At 54.5% G+C, this 20,964-nt stretch carries 14 protein-coding genes; all 14 read left to right on the top strand.

Translation table 11 applies throughout. From position 1 onward, the window contains the following. Positions 1 to 351 precede the first annotated feature (351 nt). Complete coding sequence (locus tag FJM65_RS18320; RefSeq protein ID WP_140623404.1) at positions 352 to 3,405, top strand: SusC/RagA family TonB-linked outer membrane protein; 3,054 nt, start codon at positions 352 to 354, stop codon at positions 3,403 to 3,405. 10 nt (positions 3,406 to 3,415) lie between these two features. Next, positions 3,416 to 5,110, top strand: a complete 1,695-nt coding sequence (locus FJM65_RS18315) for a RagB/SusD family nutrient uptake outer membrane protein (RefSeq protein ID WP_140623402.1) — start codon at positions 3,416 to 3,418, stop codon at positions 5,108 to 5,110. A 110-nt stretch (positions 5,111 to 5,220) separates the two neighbouring features. Continuing rightward, a complete protein-coding gene (locus FJM65_RS18310) occupies positions 5,221 to 6,237 on the top strand; it encodes a metallophosphoesterase (RefSeq protein ID WP_239023014.1) in 1,017 nt (338 codons plus the stop codon). An 80-nt stretch (positions 6,238 to 6,317) separates the two neighbouring features. After that, on the top strand, positions 6,318 to 7,448 hold the full coding sequence (locus FJM65_RS18305) for a metallophosphoesterase (protein ID WP_140623400.1): 1,131 nt from the start codon (positions 6,318 to 6,320) through the stop codon (positions 7,446 to 7,448). Positions 7,449 to 7,881: 433 nt separating this feature from the next. Then, complete coding sequence (locus FJM65_RS18300; protein WP_140623398.1) at positions 7,882 to 9,648, top strand: sodium:solute symporter family transporter; 1,767 nt, start codon at positions 7,882 to 7,884, stop codon at positions 9,646 to 9,648. Between the two features lie 58 nt (positions 9,649 to 9,706). Next, positions 9,707 to 11,110: an FAD-dependent oxidoreductase gene (locus FJM65_RS18295; protein WP_317131348.1), complete on the top strand. Its 1,404-nt coding sequence runs from the start codon at positions 9,707 to 9,709 to the stop codon at positions 11,108 to 11,110. A 14-nt stretch (positions 11,111 to 11,124) separates the two neighbouring features. Then, entirely contained in the window at positions 11,125 to 12,069 is a 945-nt protein-coding gene (locus FJM65_RS18290; RefSeq protein ID WP_140623396.1) for an endonuclease/exonuclease/phosphatase family protein, read from the top strand. A gap of 145 nt (positions 12,070 to 12,214) precedes the next feature. Next, positions 12,215 to 13,510, top strand: coding sequence for an MFS transporter (locus FJM65_RS18285; protein WP_239023013.1), 1,296 nt, complete (start codon positions 12,215 to 12,217; stop codon positions 13,508 to 13,510). Between the two features lie 87 nt (positions 13,511 to 13,597). Beyond that, positions 13,598 to 14,599 carry a 2-hydroxyacid dehydrogenase gene (locus FJM65_RS18280; RefSeq protein WP_140623394.1) on the top strand — a complete coding sequence of 334 codons (1,002 nt, stop codon included), beginning with the start codon at positions 13,598 to 13,600 and terminating at the stop codon, positions 14,597 to 14,599. 5 nt (positions 14,600 to 14,604) lie between these two features. After that, positions 14,605 to 16,065 carry an FGGY-family carbohydrate kinase gene (locus tag FJM65_RS18275; RefSeq protein ID WP_140623392.1) on the top strand — a complete coding sequence of 487 codons (1,461 nt, stop codon included), beginning with the start codon at positions 14,605 to 14,607 and terminating at the stop codon, positions 16,063 to 16,065. Further along, positions 16,062 to 17,522 (top strand): FGGY-family carbohydrate kinase, encoded by a 1,461-nt coding sequence (locus tag FJM65_RS18270; protein ID WP_140623390.1) that lies wholly within the window; start codon positions 16,062 to 16,064, stop codon positions 17,520 to 17,522. Before FJM65_RS18275 ends, FJM65_RS18270 begins: the two co-directional genes overlap by 4 nt. Further along, entirely contained in the window at positions 17,515 to 18,114 is a 600-nt protein-coding gene (locus FJM65_RS18265; protein ID WP_140623386.1) for a histidine phosphatase family protein, read from the top strand. The genes FJM65_RS18270 and FJM65_RS18265 overlap by 8 nt, the downstream gene beginning before the upstream one ends. Positions 18,115 to 18,133: 19 nt before the next feature. Beyond that, positions 18,134 to 19,075 carry a glycerophosphodiester phosphodiesterase family protein gene (locus tag FJM65_RS18260; RefSeq protein WP_239023012.1) on the top strand — a complete coding sequence of 314 codons (942 nt, stop codon included), beginning with the start codon at positions 18,134 to 18,136 and terminating at the stop codon, positions 19,073 to 19,075. 71 nt (positions 19,076 to 19,146) lie between these two features. Further along, positions 19,147 to 20,814 carry an alkaline phosphatase PafA gene (gene pafA, locus FJM65_RS18255; protein ID WP_140623384.1) on the top strand — a complete coding sequence of 556 codons (1,668 nt, stop codon included), beginning with the start codon at positions 19,147 to 19,149 and terminating at the stop codon, positions 20,812 to 20,814. The last annotated feature ends 150 nt before the right edge of the window (positions 20,815 to 20,964 follow it).

Raw genomic sequence — 20,964 nt, 5'->3', positions numbered from 1 at the left:
GGTGCTGTTAAGCTTGAATTATGGTTTCAAAAGATTTAAAATAATTTAAATTACCTTTTATTTTGTTTATTTAATTTAAAGTTATTTTCTTTGATACAGCGGTGGAGAGTAATTCCTCACTTTCAGATTAAGCAACCAAAATCCGGTTGCTCGGGCTGGCTAAGTTAAATAGATAACCCCTGTGTTGGCTAGGTCAATGGGTGCAGGTGGAAAAGCGGCTTTTGGCCTGTGTGGTTCGAGGATAGCGGGTTGTGCGGTAGGAGAGGTGTAGCCCAGGCAGGGGGTGAGAAGATGTAGGGAATGTTCCGGTGAATTAAGATTAAACATACGCTAACATTAATACTATTCCATATGATAAAGAGGATCTACATCATGTTGCTGATCTGCCTGCTGTCAGCAGGCAGTGCCTTGGCCCAACAGCAAATTCAGCTATCTGGAAAGGTTGTTGATGATTTGGGTGACCCGCTCCCCGGGGTTGCTGTCGTTGTAAAAGGGGGCGCAGGTCATGCGATCACCAATGAGCAGGGCGTGTACACCTTCGAGCAGGTGCCTTCGGACGCCACGCTGGTCTTTACTTATCTGGGTATGAAAAACCAGGAAATAAAGATCGGGAACAGGGCTTCCATCGACGTGGTGCTGGAGAGCGAGTCATTTGCCCTGGGGGAGGTTGTCGCCATCGGCTACGGTGTGGCAAAGAAAAAGGATGTTACCGGCGCCATCGCTACACTTGATGGGGAGGAGGTGTCCAAGCGCAATGCAACGCAGCTTACCCAGGCGCTTCAGGGGACCATGCCCGGGGTTATGGTAACCAGGTCAAACAGTGAACCGGGTGCCTCGGCTACTGTGCGGGTGCGGGGGATCACGACCATTGGGGATAGTGACCCTTTGGTGATTGTGGACGGCGTGCCGGTGAGTAGCATGAATGATGTGAATGCCGCCGATATAGAGGATATCTCGGTGCTGAAAGATGCCGCTTCCGCCTCCATCTACGGTGCCAGGGCCGCGGCCGGTGTGGTGCTGATTACCACCAAGCGGGCCAAGTCAAACAAGACGAACCTGGAGTACAGGGCGACCTTTGGCTTTGACAGACCCACTGCTTTCCCTCAGACCGTGGGGCCTCAGCGCTACCTGGAAATGATCAATGAGTTTACCTGGAATGATGCCGGCAACAAGCCGGGGGAAGAGTATAGCCTTTACCCAAAAGACGATGTGGAGAACTGGTTGGCCTATAACCGGGACAACCCGGACCAATACCCGGTGACAGACTGGGTGGGTATGATTGTCAAAGACTATGCGCCTCGTAGCAGCCATAGCCTGACATTATCGGGAGGCACCGGTAAGATCAAGTCACTGGCCTCGCTAAACTATGAAAAAGTGGAAGCGCTTTACGATCATAAATCGTTTGAGCGGGTGATGGCGCGGGTCAACAACGGCATCGAGTTTTCAGATCAGCTTCGGGCAAATATTGATTTTTCCTACAACTATAACCTGAAGAAGGCCCCTGTCGTCAACCCCATCTGGGATGCGCAGCGTTATCCGGCTGTCTTTGCGGCCCAATGGAATGACGGTAGAATCGCAGAAGGGCAGAACGGGAGCAACGTGTATGCGGCCCTGCATCACGGGGGATTTGAGAATACCTGGGTGAACAAGATGAATGGCAGGGTTTCCCTGGAGTATGAGCCGATCGAGAACCTGATCTTTACAGGGGTGGTGTCTCCTTCCATCTATGCGACAAAGGGAAAGGAATTTAGAAAACAGATTCCGTATTATGCCGCCGAGGACCCGACGCTGCAGGCGGGCTATATTTCAGGCTATACCGCTACTTCCCTGTATGAGGGGAGGCAAGACGGCAAGACAGTCACAAAGCAGTTGCTGGCGAATTACAAAAAGCAGCTTAGTGACCATTCTTTTAATCTGCTGGCAGGTTACGAGGACTTTTACGCCTTCAATGAGGTGCTCAACGCACAGGCTGAGAACTACACCCTCTCAAACTTCCCTTACCTGGACCTGGGCCCGCTTGACTACATGAAAAACACGGGTAATGCCTGGGAGACAGCCTACCGCTCCTATTTTGGCCGTATGCTCTATGATTACAAGGATAAGTACCTGCTACAGGCTAACCTTCGCTACGACGGCTCTTCCCGCCTGCACCCGGACTACCGCTGGGGGGCTTTCCCTTCTGTTTCCGCCGGTTGGGTCGTGACAGAAGAATCCTTCATGCCCAAAGGCGCTGTGCTGTCATACCTGAAGCTCAGAGGCTCATGGGGGCAACTGGGGAACGAGCGCATCGGTAACTACCCTTATCAGGCTTCCATCGGCTACTCCAACTCGCTTTTTTACCGCGGCGATGCGGTAGTCTCGGCTACCACAGCCGCCCAGTATGCCTACGCTATTCAGGATATTACCTGGGAGACGACGGAAACCGTTGACGTCGGATTTGACGCCTACTTCTTTAACAACAGGCTGACGCTTACAGGAGACTACTTTGAAAAGCGCACCAAGGACATGCTGCTGGAACTGGAGATTCCAGACTACATGGGGTTTGAGAACCCGCAGCAGAACACGGGCATTATGACGACCAAAGGCTGGGATGCCCAGCTAACCTGGCGCGATAATATCGGAGAGCTGGGGTACTCTGCCTCGCTTAACCTGTCTGACGCCAGGTCTACGATGGGGGATCTGGGAGGCATCGTGTTTGACGGCTCGCAGGTGACAAGAGAGGGAAGCCAGTACAAAGAGTGGTATGGTTATCTCTCAGACGGGCTTTACCAATCGGAGGAAGATGTAAGAAACTCCCCCAAGCTTTATAACTCTGTCAAGCCCGGTGATGTGAAGTATGTGGACATCAGCGGACCCGACGGAGAGCCCGACGGCAAGATAACGCCAGACTACGACCGGGTGCTGCTGGGAGGCTCATTGCCTCGCTACCTGTATGGCGGGAACCTGAGTGCCAACTACAAGGGGTTTGACCTGTTGGTGGCTTTTCAAGGGGTGGGAAAGCAGAAGAGCAGGCTGACTGAGCAGATGGTCAAGCCGTTCTTCTCGGCCTGGACCAATCCGCCTGCCTTGATCGATGGCAATTACTGGAGCCACTATAACACGGATGAGGAGAACCTGAAGGCCCGTTACCCGAGGCTGTCTTATACCGGTGCTGAAAACAATAACTACGAAATGTCTGATTATTGGCTTTTTGACGGGGGATATTTCCGCCTGAAAAACATCATGCTGGGTTATACGCTTCCTGGTGCCCTGACGTCAAGAGTGAAAATGGAGCAGGTGCGGGTATTTGCCTCTGCCTCTGACCTGTTCTCTATCAGTGACTACCCGAAAGGGTGGGACCCGGAAGTGTCCTACAACACCTACATCAGCCAGACTTTCAACTTCGGAGTATCTGTTAAATTCTAAAAAAAATCAGATGAAAAAGCTTATAGCTGTGATCGCACTTCTGCCGCTTCTGCTCGGGTGTGCAAAACTGGACGTAAATCCCCTGTCCGAAGGCTCTTCAGAGAATTGGTATGCGGATGAAACAGAAATCACCCTGGCCCTGAATGACTTGTATAGAACCTACCTCTGGGACTTTGAGACCAACTACACCACAGAGCGTATGAGTGACAACTGGACCCAGCGCCAGGCAATCGACGCTTTCCCGGCGGGATCCATCAACAGTGAGTGGTCCAGGTCAGAGGATCTGTGGCTCAGCACGTACAAGGGGATCACCAGGGCCAACACCATTATCAATAGCCTGGACAAGGCAGCGGGGAAGGTTTCAGAGGCGAAAATAAAACAGCTGGCAGGGGAAGCCCACTTTATGCGCGCCGTGTTTTACTCCCGCCTGATTTTCTATTATGGTGATGTACCGTTTTATACCGGTTACCTTGACATTGAGGAGGCCTTTAAGCTGGGGCGCACGGATAAAGAGGTGATCTTGCGCCAGGCCTACCAGGACTTTGACCTGGCAATCGAAAGTCTGCCGGTCAGCTATGGCAGCAGCGACCTGAAGCGTGCCACCAAAGGAGCGGCCATGGCCTTTAAGGCAAGGGCTGCCCTGTACATGGGGGACTGGGGTGTTGCCCGAGATGCTGCCAAGGCCTGTATGGACCTGCAGGTGTATACGCTTCACCCGAAGTACGATGAGTACTTCCTCTCCAAAACAAGAAACTCCCCGGAGACCATCTTCGCGCTGCCGCGCTCCTTTGAGCTGGGTTCCTCCTGGACAGCTAAAAACTTCTACACCCGTACCCCGGGCGGTAGTTCTGTGGCGCAGCCTTCCTGGGATCTTTTCTGTGCATACCCCTGCACCGATGGCTTGCCGATAGATGAATCGCCGCTGTTTGACCCGCGGGAGCCATTTAAAAACCGGGACCCCCGCTGTGCCATGACCATTGTGGAGTTTGGCACCGAGCACCTGGGGGTAATCTATGATCCAAACCCCTACGCTACAAAAGTGCTGAATGTGGAGACGGGCAAGAAGGTGACAAACAAAGATACCAGAAGCGTGGATACCTATGCCTCCTATAACGGGCTGACACTGAAGAAGGGAGTGGACAAAGACTGGTCTGATAACAACGAGACCGACTTCGATATCAGGATCATGCGTTATGCGGATGTGCTGTTGATGTATGCCGAGGCCAAGATTGAGCTTGATGAAATCGATGGCTCTGTGCTGGATGCCATCAATGCGGTAAGGGCCAGGGCATATGAAGTGGACGTGACCAATACGGCGGCTTATCCGGCACTGACCACGACTAGCCCAGAGCAGCTGAGAAAGGAGCTGCGCAATGAAAGGCGGATTGAGTTTGCCTGGGAGAACAGGAGGTTTGATGACCTGCTGCGATGGCGCCTGGCAGAGAAGGCCCTGACACGCCCCATTTACGGGGTATTGGATCCGAATGATCTAAAGGACAGGGTAGTGGACCAGGACCTTTGGTTCTATTCACAGGCCCCTGAAGTAGATGAGAACTGGCTGCCGGACTTTTCCGCCTTGCACAGTGCGGGTACAGTAAAGGTGCTGGTAGAGCGCAATTTCGACAAAGACCGGCAGTACCTGTTCCCGATCCCTTCGAAAGAGATTATCATCAATGAGAACCTAAAGCAGAACCCGAACTATTAAGCATGCGCAGTTTTCTCCTAACTTATCATCAGTGTCGTCAGAACCTGAGGAGGGGAGTTGGAAGTGCATTCCTGCTCCTGCTTCTCGCTTTTTCAGGCTTTGCCCAGGGAGTGGAAGCGTTCCGCCAGCCAGCCTTGGCCTCAGAGGCATCCTATACGATGGTTATTTTGCCGGATTTGCAGAACTATGTGAAGTTTGAGCGCAATCAGCCCCTATTGGACGTGATGATGAACTGGGTGGTGGCACGCAAGGACAGCCTCCATATTGGGATGGTGCTATGCACTGGTGATTTGGTGGAGCATGACGATATTATCAACCCGGACGGCAGAAAGATGGATCAGACGGGCAGACAGCAGTGGGAGTATGTGTCAGGCGCCTTCCAGAAGCTGGATGGCGTGCTGCCCTACGTGACGGCGACCGGGAATCATGACTATAACATTTTTAGTTATACCCATAAGCCTAAAACCACGCACTTCCCCGACTACTTTTACGCCGAGAAAAACAGGGAGAACAAGAAGCTGCTGCGCGAGGTGTTTACCAATGTGTATGGTGAGCATAGCCTTGAAAACGCGGCTTACGAATGGGTGGCCCCCACCGGGAAGAAGTTTCTGTTCCTGTCGCTGGAATTTGCGCCACGCGATACGGTCCTGTCCTGGGCTGGCGAAGTAGTGGCAAAGGATGCCTATAAAAGCCATACCGTGGTGCTGCTGACGCATGCTTACCTGAATTACAAAAATCAGCACATCGAAAGCATGTCCTACGACCTGGAAGATGCTAATCCCGGTCAGGCAGTGTGGGAAAAGCTTGTAAAGGGCTCTAAAAACATCGAGTTGGTTATATCCGGTCACATTGGGGGGAAGGACAATGCCCGTAAGCACGTCGCCTACCGCACCGATAAAAACGCGGCCGGGAAAACAGTGCACCAGATGACCTTTAACGCACAGGCGATGGGGGGCGGGCATTATGGCAACGGCGGCGACGGCTGGCTGCGCATCCTGGAGTTCCTGCCCGATGGAAAGACAGTGGCGGTAAAGACGTTTTCCCCTTTCTTTGCCCTCTCCCCCTCCACACAGCACCTAGCCTGGCGGAACGCCGACTATGATGCGTTTACCTTTCAATTTGATTAGGCAGCAAGGCGCTTCCAGCCAAAGACCCGTTACAGTTGCGTTTCACGCGGCAAGTTTCCTTTTACTATAACCATGTTACCATGAAAAACCTTTCGCGCTTCCCGTTCCAAAGTAAAATACAAGCCGGTGTAAGGATCGTGTTCTACCCCCTGTGTTTCGCCCTTGCCCTGACAGCCTGTAAAAAAGACACCGAGGGTGCCCCGGATTCGCAGGCAGTGCAGGAGGAGCAGGAGCAGGAAGGGGAAGCGTTCTTTTCCATTGCCGTGCTGCCCGATACGCAGTACTACACTTCCCTGAAGCACGGCGGCACGATGGAAATGTTTTCACAGCAGATTCAGTGGATACGCGATAACAGGGAAACAGAGAAAATTGCCTATGTGGTGCACCTGGGTGACTTAGTAGACCATGGGGATGATGATAATGCGGTAGAGTGGGAGCGGGCGAAAACACAGATGTACAAACTGGAGACAGATACCATACCGTATGGGGTGGCTGTTGGCAATCACGACCAGACACCTTTGGGGAATCCAGCCTCACCCGGCACCAACAGTGGCTACGGCGTGTACTTTGGCCGAAACCACATGCAGCAATTCCCCTGGTATGGCGGTGCCTATGGCTCGTCTAATAACAGTGATAACCACTATGACCTGTTTACGGCAAACGGCCAGGACTACCTTGTGTTGTATATAGAGTTTAATTCTCCGGGCCAGGAAGAGTACAGTGCCTCGATTGAGAGCGCCGTGATGGACTGGGCAGACGGGGTACTCACTAGCTATGCAGACCGCAAAGCCATTGTCGTAAGTCACAGTATCCTGAACAGGCCTAGCGGCTCTACGAGTAATGTAAAACCAGGCCAGGGGGATAATAGCCTGACCCCGGCGTTCACCAATCATGGGGAGGTGATCTATGAGCGCATGAAGCTGCACAGCAATGTGTTCCTGATGTTGAGCGGGCATATATCCGGTGAAGCCTTTCGGCGTGATACCTACAACGGCCATGTCATCAAGTCTTACCTGGCCGATTACCAGTCGCGCGAAAACCCTCCTTATGACGGCACGAACCGGAACGGCGGAAATGGCCTGATGCGCGTGATGAAATTCAATACCGCGCAGCAGACCTTGCAGGTTCGCACCTTCGCCCCACGCGCAGATGGCAGCCATGTGACAGAGGTGGATGGGGATAGCCAATTCACCGAGCCGCTGTTTGACTAATCCGAAGGTTCACCTGGGGGTTGTCCGGCTCTGTAATAAAGCCAGGCTTCCTCTTTTAAGCAAGAGGGTATGCAGCTGCCTTGGTACGCTTCTTTTAGGCCTCTCCCGTTTGATGGTGCAGTTGAAGGGAGGGCATGGGTGATAAAAGCATTTGGTTTCTGTGTTATCGGAACGAATTTAGTTTAAAAAGCTTTCAATATCTTTAATTAAATTAAATTTTAGCTTAAGTTATTGTTAATAAAGTTTAAATTTGTTTACATTAGTAAAATAAAGGCAGGCAAGGCAGGATGCCAAAAGTGCTACGAAAGCGTGCGTCTCTTCATTTTGCAGCGTGTAGGTAGAGCAGAGCGGCGCAGCACCAGGGGGAGAACAGGAGTGGCTGTCTTTCCCTGCAAGCCTTTCAGTAGATTCACCATTAACAGCTTACCACGCTATGAACAGTACCGATCTTGTCGTTTTAGTTATTTACCTGGCCGGGTTGCTGGTAATGGGCAGTATCTTTTCCCGGCTAAAAACCACGCAGGAGATGTTTGCTGCCGGCGGGCAGTCACCGTGGTGGCTTTCCGGTCTGTCTGCTTTTATGACCACCTTCTCTGCGGGTACTTTCGTGGTTTGGGGGGGGATTGCCTATCAACATGGCATGGTTGGCGTGTCTATCCTTGCCGTGATCGGTATTGCCTCTATGCTGGTGGGATGGGTGCTGGCCGCCCGCTGGAAAAGCTTCGGTTATGACTCCGCTGCTGCTTTCCTGGATGCCCGCTTTGGCCGCTCTATCGTGCAGTTCTATACCTGGCTGCAAGGTACCGTGGGTGTCTTCACCATGGGGGGCGCGATCTACGCGCTGGCCGTTATTGTGACCGCCCTTATTCCATTGCCTGCCGATCACTTCCTGGCTGATCCTGAGACGGGCCGTTTCTCTGTGACCGTCGCCTCCCTGCTGATCTCCGTGCTGGTTATTTTGATCACCTCCAGTGGCGGTCTGTGGGCTGTATTGATGACCGATGCGCTTCAGTTTATTATTCTCACCGTCTCAGTGCTCGTGGTCGTGCCGCTCATCCTGCTGCGGGTAGGCGGCCCGGAGGACTTTGTGTCCAATGCGCCGGAAGGATTCTTTTCGCTTGTTTCCGGAGAATTCACCTGGTGGTTTCTGGCCGGGTGGAGCCTTGTGTTCTTCTTCAAAATGGGAGGGGAATGGGCCTATATTCAGCGGTTTGTTTGCGTGCCCTCTCAGAAAGATGCCCGTAAATCATCTTACCTGTTCGGCATCCTGTATTTGGTGAGCCCGCTGATCTGGATGCTGCCGCCCATGGCCTACCGGCTGATTAATCCTGCTGCCGATCCCGAGCAGGCTTATATTCTGGCCTGTCAGGTCGTGCTGCCAGCCGGCATGCTGGGCCTGATGATCGCGGCGATGTGCTCTGCTACGGCAAGCATGGTCACCACCCAGCTGAATGTGTTCGCCGGGGCATTCACAACAGAATTTTACCAGCGACTGTTGCGTCCGGAAGCAGATGAGAAAGAATTGGTGGTGGTAGGACGCGTCATTACGCTGCTGTTAGGGGGTATTGCGATCGCCGGGGCCCTCATTATCCCGCGCATGGGGACCTATACAGGCTATATTCTGGCTTCTGTGGCTATTCTGACCGGCCCGTTGGTGTTGCCCACGATCTGGGGGCTCTTCTCCCGGAAAATCGGCTTGGGCACGGCCTGGACCGTGACCCTGCTGAGCATTGCCGTTGGCCTGCTGGTGAAGGGAGGCTTGCAGCGAGGGGGGTGGTTTGTGGAGATCCCCTTTTTAGCCTCTGTCACAGAGCTGGCGCAGCTTAATGAACGCATGACCGAGATTGTGATAGGCACGGCCTTTCCGCTGTTGCTGCTGGTCATCGCAGAGGGCACCATCAAGGAAACGCATGCTGGTTGGGAGCGCATTCTTGCCAGCCGTGCCCGGCACCATAAAGCCTTGCCTGTAAGCCCTTCTCCTCTTCCGGCCCGTTTGTGCGGGTGGTCCACCATGATCATAGGCATTCTCATGCTTTTATTGGCCTTCACTGACAGGGAGGACACCCTGATTTTAGGAGGTTTTGCGGTGGTACTGCTTATCGTCGGGGGAGGTATCCTGCTTGTGACGAAAAGACTGGAGCGTAGCGCGGCAAAGCAAGTAGCTGCCCCCCAAGACAGGGAGCTCGTCAACAACGGCTGATAGGTTTAAGGAAAAGTAAAAGAACGATAATTGATAAAGACTTATTAACTCAAAATTGATGATGGTAAATAATAAGATTTCTATACCTGCAAGAGAGGTGTCTGTGCGAAAAGAGGTGGATGTGTTGGTCGTAGGCGGTGGACCTTCGGGTATCATGGCGGCACAGGCGGCGGCGGAAGATGGGCTAAAGGTGGCGCTTATTGAGAGCAGGAGCTTTGTGGGCGGCAATATGACCATCGGTCTGCCCATACTCGGGTTTCTGGGCCAGAAAGGCAACCAAATCATAAAAGGCCTTCCGCAGAAGTTTATCGACAGGCTGGCTGCGCAGCAGGCTGCCAGTGAGCATCGCCCGTGCCCCTTGCATATGAGCATTACGCTGGTAGAGCCGGAGGCCGTAAAGGCTGTTGCCCTGGAAGTACTGGTGGAGAGTGGCGTGGATGTGCTCCTGTATGCCTTCTGTGTAGATGTGATCATGGAGGGGGATGCGCTGCGTGGCGTGGTGATTGAGAGCAAAGCCGGCCGGGAGGTCATTCTCGCCAAAGTTGTCATTGACACTACGGGCGATGCCGACGTGGCGTATCGCGCCGGCGTGCCCACCGAGCAGGGAAACGAAAAGGGAGGCATGCAGCCTCCTACCATGATGTTCTGCCTGGGTGGCGTTGACACGGAAAAACTTCGCCATAGCATCACCGAGGAGCCAAGAACCTACTTGACAGACTTTATACCCAATGAGTATTTCGGGCAGAATCAGCAGTTTATCGTGGTGGGACTGCGCAACCTGATGCAGCAGGCGAAAGCAGAGGGGTATAAGCTTCCCACGGAACGCACCATTGTCATCACCGGGCTCAGACAGGGGGAAGTGTGGGTGAACATGTCAAGCGTACAGGGCGTGAACGGCGTGGACCCGCAGAGCTTGTCTCACGGCGAGATCAAAGGACGTGAGCAGATCAAGGAAATTCATCGTTATTTGATGCATTATGTGCCAGGCTTCGAGGAATCGTACTTCAGCAAAACGGCTCCTTTCCTGGGAATTCGCGAAACACGGCGCATTGTGGGCCAGTACGTGATGAACCGGGACGATATCATGGGCTGTGGCAGGTTTGAAGACGCCATTGCCGTGGCCAGCTACCCGCTGGATCTGCACCATCCGGAAGGGGGAGGCTGCACGCTGGAATGGTGCGGTGACTGCTACGATATCCCTTACCGCTCCCTGGTACCCCTTCAGGTGGAAAACCTGCTGGTGGCAGGGCGCTGCATCTCAACGACGCATGAGGCCATGTCCGCTATCCGGGTTATGGCGCCTTGCATGGCCATGGGCGAGGCAGCGGGCCGTGCGGCTAAACTGGCCGTCAGAGACGGCGTGCGCCCTTCCAAACTGGATGTGCAAAAGCTACGGGCTGAACTGCTGGAGACGGGCGCCTACCTCAATGCCCCGGCGCTGACAGCCTCCGCGACTTCATAACTTCTTGCCGAGCCATGTCATCGAAACCTATTTTCTCGAGAAGAGGCTTTGTGAAAAGCATGGGAGTGGCGCTCGCTCTTCCCATGCTGCCGCAGGCGCTCTATGCCCACGCGCCTGCCCCGATAGGAAAGGCGGGTGCTGCACACAAAGTGCTGACTTGTAACATCCGTGTGGCGCTGCCTGCCGATGAAGCCAAGGGCTTCGGGTGGGGTGAGCGCAAAAAACTATGCTTACACGTGATTGGCGCGCAGCAGGCCGACATTATTTGCCTGCAGGAAGTCCTCCGGGTGCAGAACGAAGATATAAAGCGGGCTTTTCCTGACTTCTTTTCCTATGGTTTCGAAGGGCCGGAAATGGATGCACACCAGGAAGGCTATCACGGTATAGCGAAAAACCCTATTTTCTTTTCCAAAAAGCGTTATGCGCTTGTCTCGGCCGGCAATTACTGGTTATCTGACACGCCGCACATCGGCGGCAGCATGTCCTGGGACACGGCCCGGGCAAGGCATGTCAACTGGGTACGCCTGAAAGACAGGAGATCCGGCCTCGACTTCAGGGTGGTGAACCTGCACCTGGACCATGAGAGCCAGCATGCTCGGGAGATGCAGATCAGGATGGTGATGGAAGAGATTAAGCAATACAGCCCCGGCTATGTGCAGCTCCTGGCCGGGGACTTCAATGTGGGGATTGACAACCCGGTGTACCAGATTATCCGCCAGGAGGGGTGGACAGACTCGTACGCGGCTGTCCATGGGGAGGAAGAAGCCGGTTTTACGGTACACTCGTTTCAGGGTGAGAACCATCCCAAAAAGGACAAACGCAAAAAAATAGATTTCATTTTCTTCCGTGGTGGCGGTACCGCCCGCTCGGCTGAGATCATCAAAGACCACAAAGGGGACCAGTATCCCAGTGACCATTACTTTGTTTCAGCGGATTTAATGCTGGAAACTGAAAAGTAGTCGTGACCGCTACCTATAGCGGTAAGCCACTGGGCTGACTACATGAAAAGGAGCACACAAGGGACGTGTTGCAGGCTTGCTCCGCTTCAGGTTTAGTACTATCAAATGTTCATTCATAGGTCCATAACCAGAAAAGGAATCAGCTATGCCAAGACTTCTCAAAATGTGTAACGTGTTGGCCGACAAGGCCGGTATCCCTATTCGTTTGGGCTGGGGGTATGTAGGTATTCTGATCTTTATGATGGGGGATGGCCTGGAGCAGGGCTGGCTCAGTCCTTACTTACTGGAGCACGGGCTTTCGATGCAGCAATCTGCTTTGCTATTTACCAGCTATGGCGTTACCATCGCCATCTCCTCCTGGTTTTCTGGCGTGCTGGCGCAGGGGTATGGGGCAAAACGAACGATGGCCCTAGGCCTGGTGCTGTATGTAGTGGGTACGGTTGGCTTTATTGGTTATGGCATGACCGGTTTAAATTACCCGGTTATGCTAGTAACGTATGCTGTCCGCGGCTTCGGCTATCCGTTGTTTGCTTATTCTTTCCTGGTATGGATCACCTATCGCTGCCCAGCACAGAAATTGGGCAGGGCGGTGGGCTGGTTCTGGTTCGTGTTTACCGGCGGGCTAAACGTGCTGGGTGCCTACTACTCCAGCTGGGCTATTGTGACATTAGGGTATCTGAACACCATGTGGAGCTCCCTTTTTTGGGTAGGGGTGGGGGCCTTTTTCGCGCTTGGGCTCAACAAAGACAAGTTTGCGCCGCGTGTGCGGGAAAGTGCCGGTGCCAGGGCAAAGGAGCTCGTAAAGGGCCTGACTATCGTAGGCCAGGAGCCAAAGGTACTGCTGGGCGGCATCGTGCGCGTCATCAATACCACGGCGCAGTTTGCCTTCCCCGTTTTTCTTCCCTCTTATATGGCCATCCATGGCTTTTCAACCACCGAATGGCTGCAGATATGGGGGACTATTTTCACGGCAAACATCCTGTTCAACCTGATCTTCGGCTTTGTGGGGGATCGGCTAGGTTGGCGCAACACGATCATGTGGTTTGGTGGCGTTGGCTGTGGTTTAGCTACGCTTGCCTTTTTTTACAGCCCACAATGGGGGGGAGGAAACTACTGGTATGTGCTGGCGGCAGGGGTGCTGTGGGGGGCCTTGCTAGCAGGTTATGTGCCGCTGTCGGCGCTGGTACCTTCGCTTGTAAGCAAGGACAAGGGCGCAGCCATGGCCATCCTGAACCTGGGGGCGGGTCTTCCGGTGTTTTTAGGTCCGGCCCTGGTGGGCCTCTTGATCGGTACCATCGGCGGGGAAGGGCTTATATGGGTCCTGGCTGGATTGTATTTTTTAAGTGCTGTGCTCACACGCTTTATTTCACTTCCCCAAACCCAACCAGCGCAGCCCATTGCTCAGAACACGTCCATACGCACTGTGGCAGAAATATATTGAAGGGCATGCAGTGCAGGCCTTAAGGATGGGTGCCTGGCATGGGACCTTCAGGAAAGCATTTTACAAGATTACTAACGAAAGAGAAAGATGAGGATTTTAATCACAGCGCCTTACCATGAAAAAGCGCTACAGCAACTGCAGGAGACTTTTGGAGAAGTTATATATAAACCCTGGAAGCCGCATGGCCGTGCCTACAATGAGCAGGAGCTCACGGCCCTGCTGGCGCAAACCAAAGCCGAGGCACTCATCACAGAGCACGATCAGGTCACAGAACAGGTCATTACGACCTACCCCGACCTGCAGTTTATCGGTGTCTGCCGTGGCACGCCCTCCAATGTAGCGGTTGCCACGGCCACGGCATTAGACATTCCCGTTTTCAATACGCCGGCCCGTAACGCACAGGCCGTGGCCGAAATGTTCGTGGCCAATGTGATTACCTTTTTGCGTCATACCATGGCGGGGTGTGCATGGCTGGAGGGGGAAAACTGGGAAGCCGGCGCTCACACGTCCTACCTGCAGTTCAAAGGGAATGAACTGGCCGGGAAAACCATCGGAATGGTGGGTTTCGGGGCGATCGGGCAGCGCATTGCCGAGATGGTGCGCTGTTACCCATGCGCTATCCAATTCTACGATCCCTACCTGGACTCACCGGATCCGGATTACAGGAAGACCACCTTGGAAGAGCTTTTCGAGACAAGTGATATCGTTTCCATTCACCTGCCTGTCACAGCGCAGACGACCCACATGATAGATGCCTCGCTTATAGCGCGCATGAAGCCGGAAGCCATTTTTGTCAATACGGCGCGCGCGGCCGTCGTGAAACGGGAGGACCTGCTGGACGCGCTGGAGAACAAGCGGATCCGGGGCGCCATCCTGGATGTGTTTGACCATGAACCACCGGATGAGACGGATTACAAAATCATTCATATGCCGCACGTGCTGGCCACACCGCACATAGCAGGGGCAACCTTCGAAGTGGAGGATCACCATGCCGATATCATGAACGGTGCCCTTCAGAAGTGGTTTGTGGAAGGCAAGAAAGACCTCAGGCAGTTAGTTAATAGATCTATACTGACACTCCAAAGCTAAGCAACATGGCAACACAAGAAGCATACCTCATCCTAGACATCGGTACAGGCAACGTGCGCGTGGCGGTGGCTACCCCCCAGGGCAAGGTGCTCTGTGTGGAGCGGGACAGTGTTCGCTACGAGACAGATACCCGGTACCCCGATGCACTTTGGTTCGACCCGGCCATGTTGTGGGAGCAGATCCTTGCGCTGGCTGTACGCGCGTTGCAGCAGCTTCCAGGTTGGTCTATAAAGGCCATAACGGCATCCAGCCAGCGTGAGGGCGTGGTTTTATTAGCAGAAGACGGAGGGGCGCTCATCGGCTTCCCAAACCACGACCACAGGGGGCGCGAGTGGGAAAGCATGCTCACCGACAAGGAACGCATCTATCAGCTGACGGGCCGTTACCCCTCTTCTCTTTTTTCCGCCCTGAAAGTAGTGGGCCTTCGGGAGCGGCAGCCGGAATTATTCAACGCCTGCAAGACCATGCTGAGCATTAGCGATTGGGCGCAGTTCCAGCTGAGCGGCGTAAAGAGTTATGAGCACTCACAGGCCTCAGAGACCCAGTTGTATGATGTGGCCAGTAAGAGCTGGTCAGAAGAACTCTGCACCGCTTTTGGCCTTGACAGCCGGATATTGCCCGAGCTGCGCGCTTCGGGTACGATTCTGGGTAAAGTATTGCCCGCATATGCCCGGAGGCTGCAAATTTCACCTGAGACAGTCGTCGTGGTCGGGGGGGCAGACACACAGCTGGCCATTAAGAGCACGCGCCCTTCCGTTGATGACATTGTGATCGTCTCTGGTACGACTACGCCTGTCACCAAAATTATGACCGCCTACAGAGTGGATGCGCAGGAGCGCACCTGGACAAACCGTCATGTGGAAAAAGACCGCTTCATACTGGAGACAAACGCCGGGGTAACCGGACTGAACTATCAGCGGCTGAAAGAAATATTTTACCCCAACGAGAGTTATGAGGTGATTGAGCGTGAGCTCGCCGCAGTACCTGCTTCCCAATGCGTTGCCTCGCTGGGTTCATTGATCGCAGACGAGAAAGTGCCGGTCATCCGTGGCGGGTTTTCCTTTAATGTTCCCGTGTCGCATGAGCTGACACGTGCCTGTTTTGTGCGTGCCGCCCTTTGGGACATCGCCTGCTGCATCAAAGCCAACTATGATGCCCTGTGTCAGGTAACGGACCATACACTGGATTACGTGTGGGCCTGTGGGGGCGGGATGCAGAGTCCGATGCTGCGGCAGTTTATGGCCACCTTGTTAAATAAAAAAGTGCTGCTGCGCGAAGGCTTTGAGCAGGCCTCTGTGGTAGGCGGCGCCTTGGTCTGCAACCAGGCCATCGGCAGGAAGGAAGGGCACACGGCTGTAGCTGAGACGGTATACCCTGCACAGCAGGAGTATGATCCACAGCTAGAAGAGTGGCGAAAGACACGCCGTAGTTTCAGGCGCGGGGTTTTAGAAGAGGAGGTGGTATGAAAGCACCTTATTTTTTAGGAATAGACATCGGGACGCAGGGGGCCCGTGTCGTGCTTCTGGATGTGGAAGGTAGTATGCTGGGAAGCAGCGAGGAAGCTTTTGCCCTTAGCAGCCAATCCAGAGAGGAGCAATCGCCTCAAATGTGGTGGGACTCCTGCTTGCGCTCCTTACGCGCGCTCCTGGAGCATACCGCTAAGACGATAAACTTACAAGACGTAAAGGCGGTATCGGTCACTTCAACCTCCGGCACGGTTATTCCGCTCGACACCCACCATGCCCCCCTGCACAATGCCATCATGTACAGTGACAAGCGCTCTGCCAGGGAGGGAGAGATTTGCCGTGAACTTGCCTTACAGTATATGCCCAACGGCTATACTGGTTTTAATGCCTCCAGCGGGCTTTCTAAAATGGTGTGGTACGTACAGCATTATCCTGAGCAGGCACAAAAGCTGGCGCTATGGGTGCATGCGGCTGACTACATCATTGGCAAACTTTGCGGCCGCTTTGATATAACTGACGCAACAAACGCACTCAAATCAGGCTATGATGTCAAGCACCACCAGTGGCCGGACTACCTTTGCGAGCAGCTGCCGCTGAAACGGGAGTGGTTGCAAAAAGTAGTTCCATCAGGAACGCCTATTGGCCTTATACTTCCCGCGCTGGCCCGTAAGCTGGGCCTGCCTCAGCACGTGCAGGTGGTGGCCGGCATGACCGACGGCTGCGCCTCGCAAATTGCCTCCGGAGCGGTGAAACTGGGTGATTGGAATACAACCATCGGTACCACCTTGGTTGTGAAAGGCGTCACAAAGGAGGAAGTCATAGATCCGGAGGGCCGGTTATACAGCCACCGCCATCCCGAAGGGTGGTGGATGCCCGGAGGGGCTAGTAACACGGGTGCCGATTGGGTATCGGCTGAGTTTTCCTCCCGCCTGGAGGAACTCAACCGAAAGGCGGCAGGTCTGATACCGTCCGGGCACCTTTCCTGGCCACTGCGGCAGTCAGGGGAACGTTTTCCCTTTCTGGCACCAACAGCCAGGGGCTTTGAGCCGGAGGGGCTGAGCGAGGAGATGCGTTTTACGGCAAACCTGGAGGGTGTCGCCTACCTTGAACGGCTTGCCTTTGAGCTCATTGAACGGTTATCTTCCGAAAAAGTGAAGGCTGTGTATACGGCCGGAGGAGCCAGCAACAGTGATGTGTGGCTAAAAATCCGCTGTAATGTACTGGGCAGGCCCATTTATAAGATGCGCCATGTCACCGGCGCTGTGGGGGCTGCCATACTGGCTGCCTCCAAAACGCATTTCTCTTCCCTTACGGAGGCTACCGGTGCCCTTACCCAGGTAGACAAAGAAGTACACCCTACCGAGGAAATGAAAGAACGCTATGAAACGGGTTACAAAAGCTTTCTGGGGCTTTTGCAGGAAAAAGGATACTTAAAGACAGCTAATCATTATGCTTAATGTTTACTTATTGCGCCATGGGCAAACGGCCTGGAATGCCGATGGCAACAGGTATTGCGGGCGCACAGATTTACCCTTGACAGCCACAGGCCTGGCCCAGGCAGAAGCCGTAAGCCAGCAGTTGAAAACCGTCCCTTTTGTAGCTGTTTATGCCTCCCCGCTGCAGCGAGCCAGCCAAACGGCGCACCTGGCCAGCGGTGGGAAAGAGGTGGTGACAGATGCGCGCTTGATTGAAGTGGATTTTGGCACTTGGGAAGGTAAAACAAAAGAAGCGTTTATGGCCGAAAACGAGCGGCTATGGTCCGAGTGGATGAAGGACCCGGGCCAGAGCCGCGCCGGGGGAAGCGGTGAAACCGGTTGGGCTGTCGTAAACCGTGTCGATGCGTTTTTCAGGGAACTGGTTCAACGGCACCCTGATGGGAATGTGCTGGTAGTGGCGCATAATGGCGTAAACCGTTTGTATCTGGCACATAAGCTCGGAATGCCGCTAAGGCACTATAGAAAGCTGGAACTGGATAACTCCTCGGTGACGCATTTTACCTTGGATAGCCTGGGAGAGCTGACCTTAAAGCGGCTTAATAGTTATTTGTAGGCCTACCCAAAGGAGATAGATGATGCAACTGAGACCTTCCTGGCTGTTGATAGGGATTTGCCTTGCGTTTTTTTCCTGCGCTGCTTCTAAAGTTGACAGAAGCCCGCAGCTGAACACGCTGCGAGTGAAGAGCAGTGGTGCGCTGCGGGAGTTCTTCCACTTTTCCGGGCAGGGCGTGCCTCTGATCAGCGGGCACCGTGGCGGGACAGAGGGGTATCCGGAAAACAGCCTCGCCACTTTCAAAAACACATTGCGCCATACACCTGCCTTTTTTGAAGTGGATCCGCGTTTAACAAAAGACAGCGTTATCGTGCTGATGCACGATGCCACGCTAGACCGTACAACGACAGGCAGCGGGAAGGTGTCGGACTATACCTGGGCTGAATTACAGCAACTGCGCCTCAAAGACCGTGAGGGGAATATAACCGAACACCGTATCCCCACCTTAGAGGAGGTGATCGCGTGGAGCAGGGGAAAGACTATCCTGAACCTGGACAAGAAAGACGTGCCCCTGGAGATGACAGCGGCCCTTCTTGAGAAACACAAGGCAGCGGGACATGTGATGGTGACGGTTCACAACGCCGCTCAAGCCAAATTCTATTTTCAGCGAAACCCCGAGTTAATGTTTTCTGCCTTCGTCAAAACGAAGGAGGCACTGCAAGAGTATGAGCGGGCAGGCGTGCCATGGAGTCACATGATTGCTTATATCGGGCCAGAGAACAAGCCTGAAAACAAGGAAATGTATGACTTGCTGCACGCACGGGGCGTCATGTGCATGATTTCTGCCGCCTCCACCTATGATAGGCTTTCCAATCCAGTGGAGCGCCGAAAGGCTTATCAGGAAATCTTCACAGGGGGCGCCGACATCCTTGAAACTGATTTACCAGTGGAGGCTGCTGCAAGTGTCAAGGCGCTCGTGCCGGCAACGAGTGCTAAACATAAGTTTTTTAAATTTTATTGATATGGCGGGCACCATAGTGCCTGCAGCGCCGCTTTTGTGCCCGTAGAAGCGGCCGTTTAACAAACAAGTACATGAGAAATTCTCTTCAGGCAGCCGGAATGGCGCTATTGCTGTTGACGGCCTGCCGTTCACAGCAGCCAGTGGCCGGCCTGCCGTCCCCACCCCAAAACCAATCTTCCTATACCGACAGGCCCAAGCTGGTCGTAGGGATCATCATTGACCAGTTCCGGCCCGATTACCTGCAGCGCTTTTACGCGCAGTTCGGCGCGGGAGGCTTCCGGCGGCTGATGACAAAGGGATATTACAACCGCAACACCCACTACAACTACGTACCCACCGTGACAGGGCCGGGCCACGCTTCGGTGTATGCCGGCACGACGCCTGCCGTGCACGGCATCGTGGCCAACTCCTGGTACAGCCGGGAGCTGGGCCGGGCCTTGTACTGCGCTGAGGACACGCTGGTGAAGCCAGTGGGAAGTGAGACGGGCGCCGGCAAGAGGTCGCCCCGGAACCTGCTGGCCACCAATATCTCGGACGCGCTCAAGCTGTCCACCAACGGCCAGGGCAAGGTGGTGGGCGTTGCCGTCAAAGACCGCGGCGCCATCATGCCCGCAGGGCATCTGGCAGACGGTGCCTACTGGTTTGACAGCAAAGAGGGCCGCTTCATCAGCAGCACCTATTACATGGAGGCGCTGCCTGAGTGGGTGAACCATTTTAATGCGCGCCAGCTGCCCCAGCAGTACATGGACAGCACCTGGCATACGCTGTTGCCGCTGACAGCCTATGAAGGCCCTGACGAGACGCCCTATGAGCGGGTGTTTCAGGGAAAGCAGTCCGCTGTTTTTCCCTATGACCTCAGGGAACTGGGGAAGGCGAACGGGGGCTATGGCCTGCTGACCTACACTCCCTACGCCAACACCATGGTGACGGAGCTGGCAATGGCCGCCGTGGCCGGCGAAGGGATGGGGCAGGACGAGGTGCCGGACCTCCTGGCGCTGAGCTACTCCTCCACTGATATCCTGGGGCATAGCTTCGGTCCCCGTTCAGTGGAGGTTCAGGACATGTACCTGCGGCTGGACCGCGACCTGGAGCACCTGCTCGCCTACCTGGACCACACGGTGGGACAGGGAGCCTACGCCGTGTTCCTGACGGCTGACCATGCGGCGGCAGAGGTGCCCCGCTACCTGACTGACAGGAAGGTGCCGGCAGGTTATTTCAGCCAGAAAGGCATGAGGGGGCCTGCGGAGGATTTTCTACGGAAAGCCTACGGCGTAGAGGGCCTGGTGGCATATGTAACGAACCAGCAGGTATACCTCAACCGTGCTGTTGTACGGGAAAACGGCCTGGATTTACACGAGGTACAGCAGAAGCTTGCCGGCTTCCTGCGGGAGATGGACGGGGTGATGGCCGTGTACACAGGCGGGGAGCTGCAGCAGCGGGGCTACCCTGCGGGAAACCCTCGCCTGCTGCAGAAGGGGTACCACTACAAAAGGTCCGGCGATGTCTTCCTGGTGCTGGAGCCAGGCTGGCTGGACGGCGGCAAGGTAGGCACTACCCACGGCACGGGCTATAACTATGACACGCATGTTCCCCTGCTATGGTACGGGTGGCGCATAAAGCCCGGCTCCTCTGCCCGGAAACAAAGCATCACCGACATTGCCCCCACGCTTTCATTCATGCTCGATATCATGCTGCCCAGCGGAGCTGACGGGGAGCCGATCCTGGAAGTGCTGCCCTGAGACAATGGGGGATGGAGCTTTCGTCAGGGGGAGCAGCGTACCGGTAGGTTGGGGGCAAATCCCGGCTCAGTCGCACGGTGCCTCGGGCAACACAGCGCTTCTCCAGCGGAGAGATGCTATGTGCTCGGGTTTCACCTCAGCGCCTTATTT

The sequence above is a fragment of the Pontibacter mangrovi genome, assembly GCF_006385705.1.
In the GTDB taxonomy this organism is placed as follows: domain Bacteria; phylum Bacteroidota; class Bacteroidia; order Cytophagales; family Hymenobacteraceae; genus Pontibacter; species Pontibacter mangrovi.
The sequence above is the reverse complement of the archived record's forward strand: the minus strand, read 5'-3'. Positions and strand labels throughout refer to the sequence as shown.

Bases quoted from the DNA above. Each gene is read 5' to 3' on its own strand.
- pafA (WP_140623384.1), top strand. From the start codon at position 19,147: ATGAGAAATTCTCTTCAGGCAGCCGGAATGGCGCTATTGCTGTTGACG.
- FJM65_RS18280 (WP_140623394.1), top strand. From the start codon at position 13,598: ATGAGGATTTTAATCACAGCGCCTTACCATGAAAAAGCGCTACAGCAA.
- FJM65_RS18300 (WP_140623398.1), top strand. From the start codon at position 7,882: ATGAACAGTACCGATCTTGTCGTTTTAGTTATTTACCTGGCCGGGTTG.
- FJM65_RS18285 (WP_239023013.1), top strand. From the start codon at position 12,215: ATGCCAAGACTTCTCAAAATGTGTAACGTGTTGGCCGACAAGGCCGGT.
- FJM65_RS18295 (WP_317131348.1), top strand. From the start codon at position 9,707: ATGATGGTAAATAATAAGATTTCTATACCTGCAAGAGAGGTGTCTGTG.
- FJM65_RS18305 (WP_140623400.1), top strand. From the start codon at position 6,318: ATGAAAAACCTTTCGCGCTTCCCGTTCCAAAGTAAAATACAAGCCGGT.
- FJM65_RS18315 (WP_140623402.1), top strand. From the start codon at position 3,416: ATGAAAAAGCTTATAGCTGTGATCGCACTTCTGCCGCTTCTGCTCGGG.
- FJM65_RS18270 (WP_140623390.1), top strand. From the start codon at position 16,062: ATGAAAGCACCTTATTTTTTAGGAATAGACATCGGGACGCAGGGGGCC.
- FJM65_RS18290 (WP_140623396.1), top strand. From the start codon at position 11,125: ATGTCATCGAAACCTATTTTCTCGAGAAGAGGCTTTGTGAAAAGCATG.
- FJM65_RS18320 (WP_140623404.1), top strand. From the start codon at position 352: ATGATAAAGAGGATCTACATCATGTTGCTGATCTGCCTGCTGTCAGCA.
- FJM65_RS18275 (WP_140623392.1), top strand. From the start codon at position 14,605: ATGGCAACACAAGAAGCATACCTCATCCTAGACATCGGTACAGGCAAC.
- FJM65_RS18260 (WP_239023012.1), top strand. From the start codon at position 18,134: ATGATGCAACTGAGACCTTCCTGGCTGTTGATAGGGATTTGCCTTGCG.
- FJM65_RS18265 (WP_140623386.1), top strand. From the start codon at position 17,515: ATGCTTAATGTTTACTTATTGCGCCATGGGCAAACGGCCTGGAATGCC.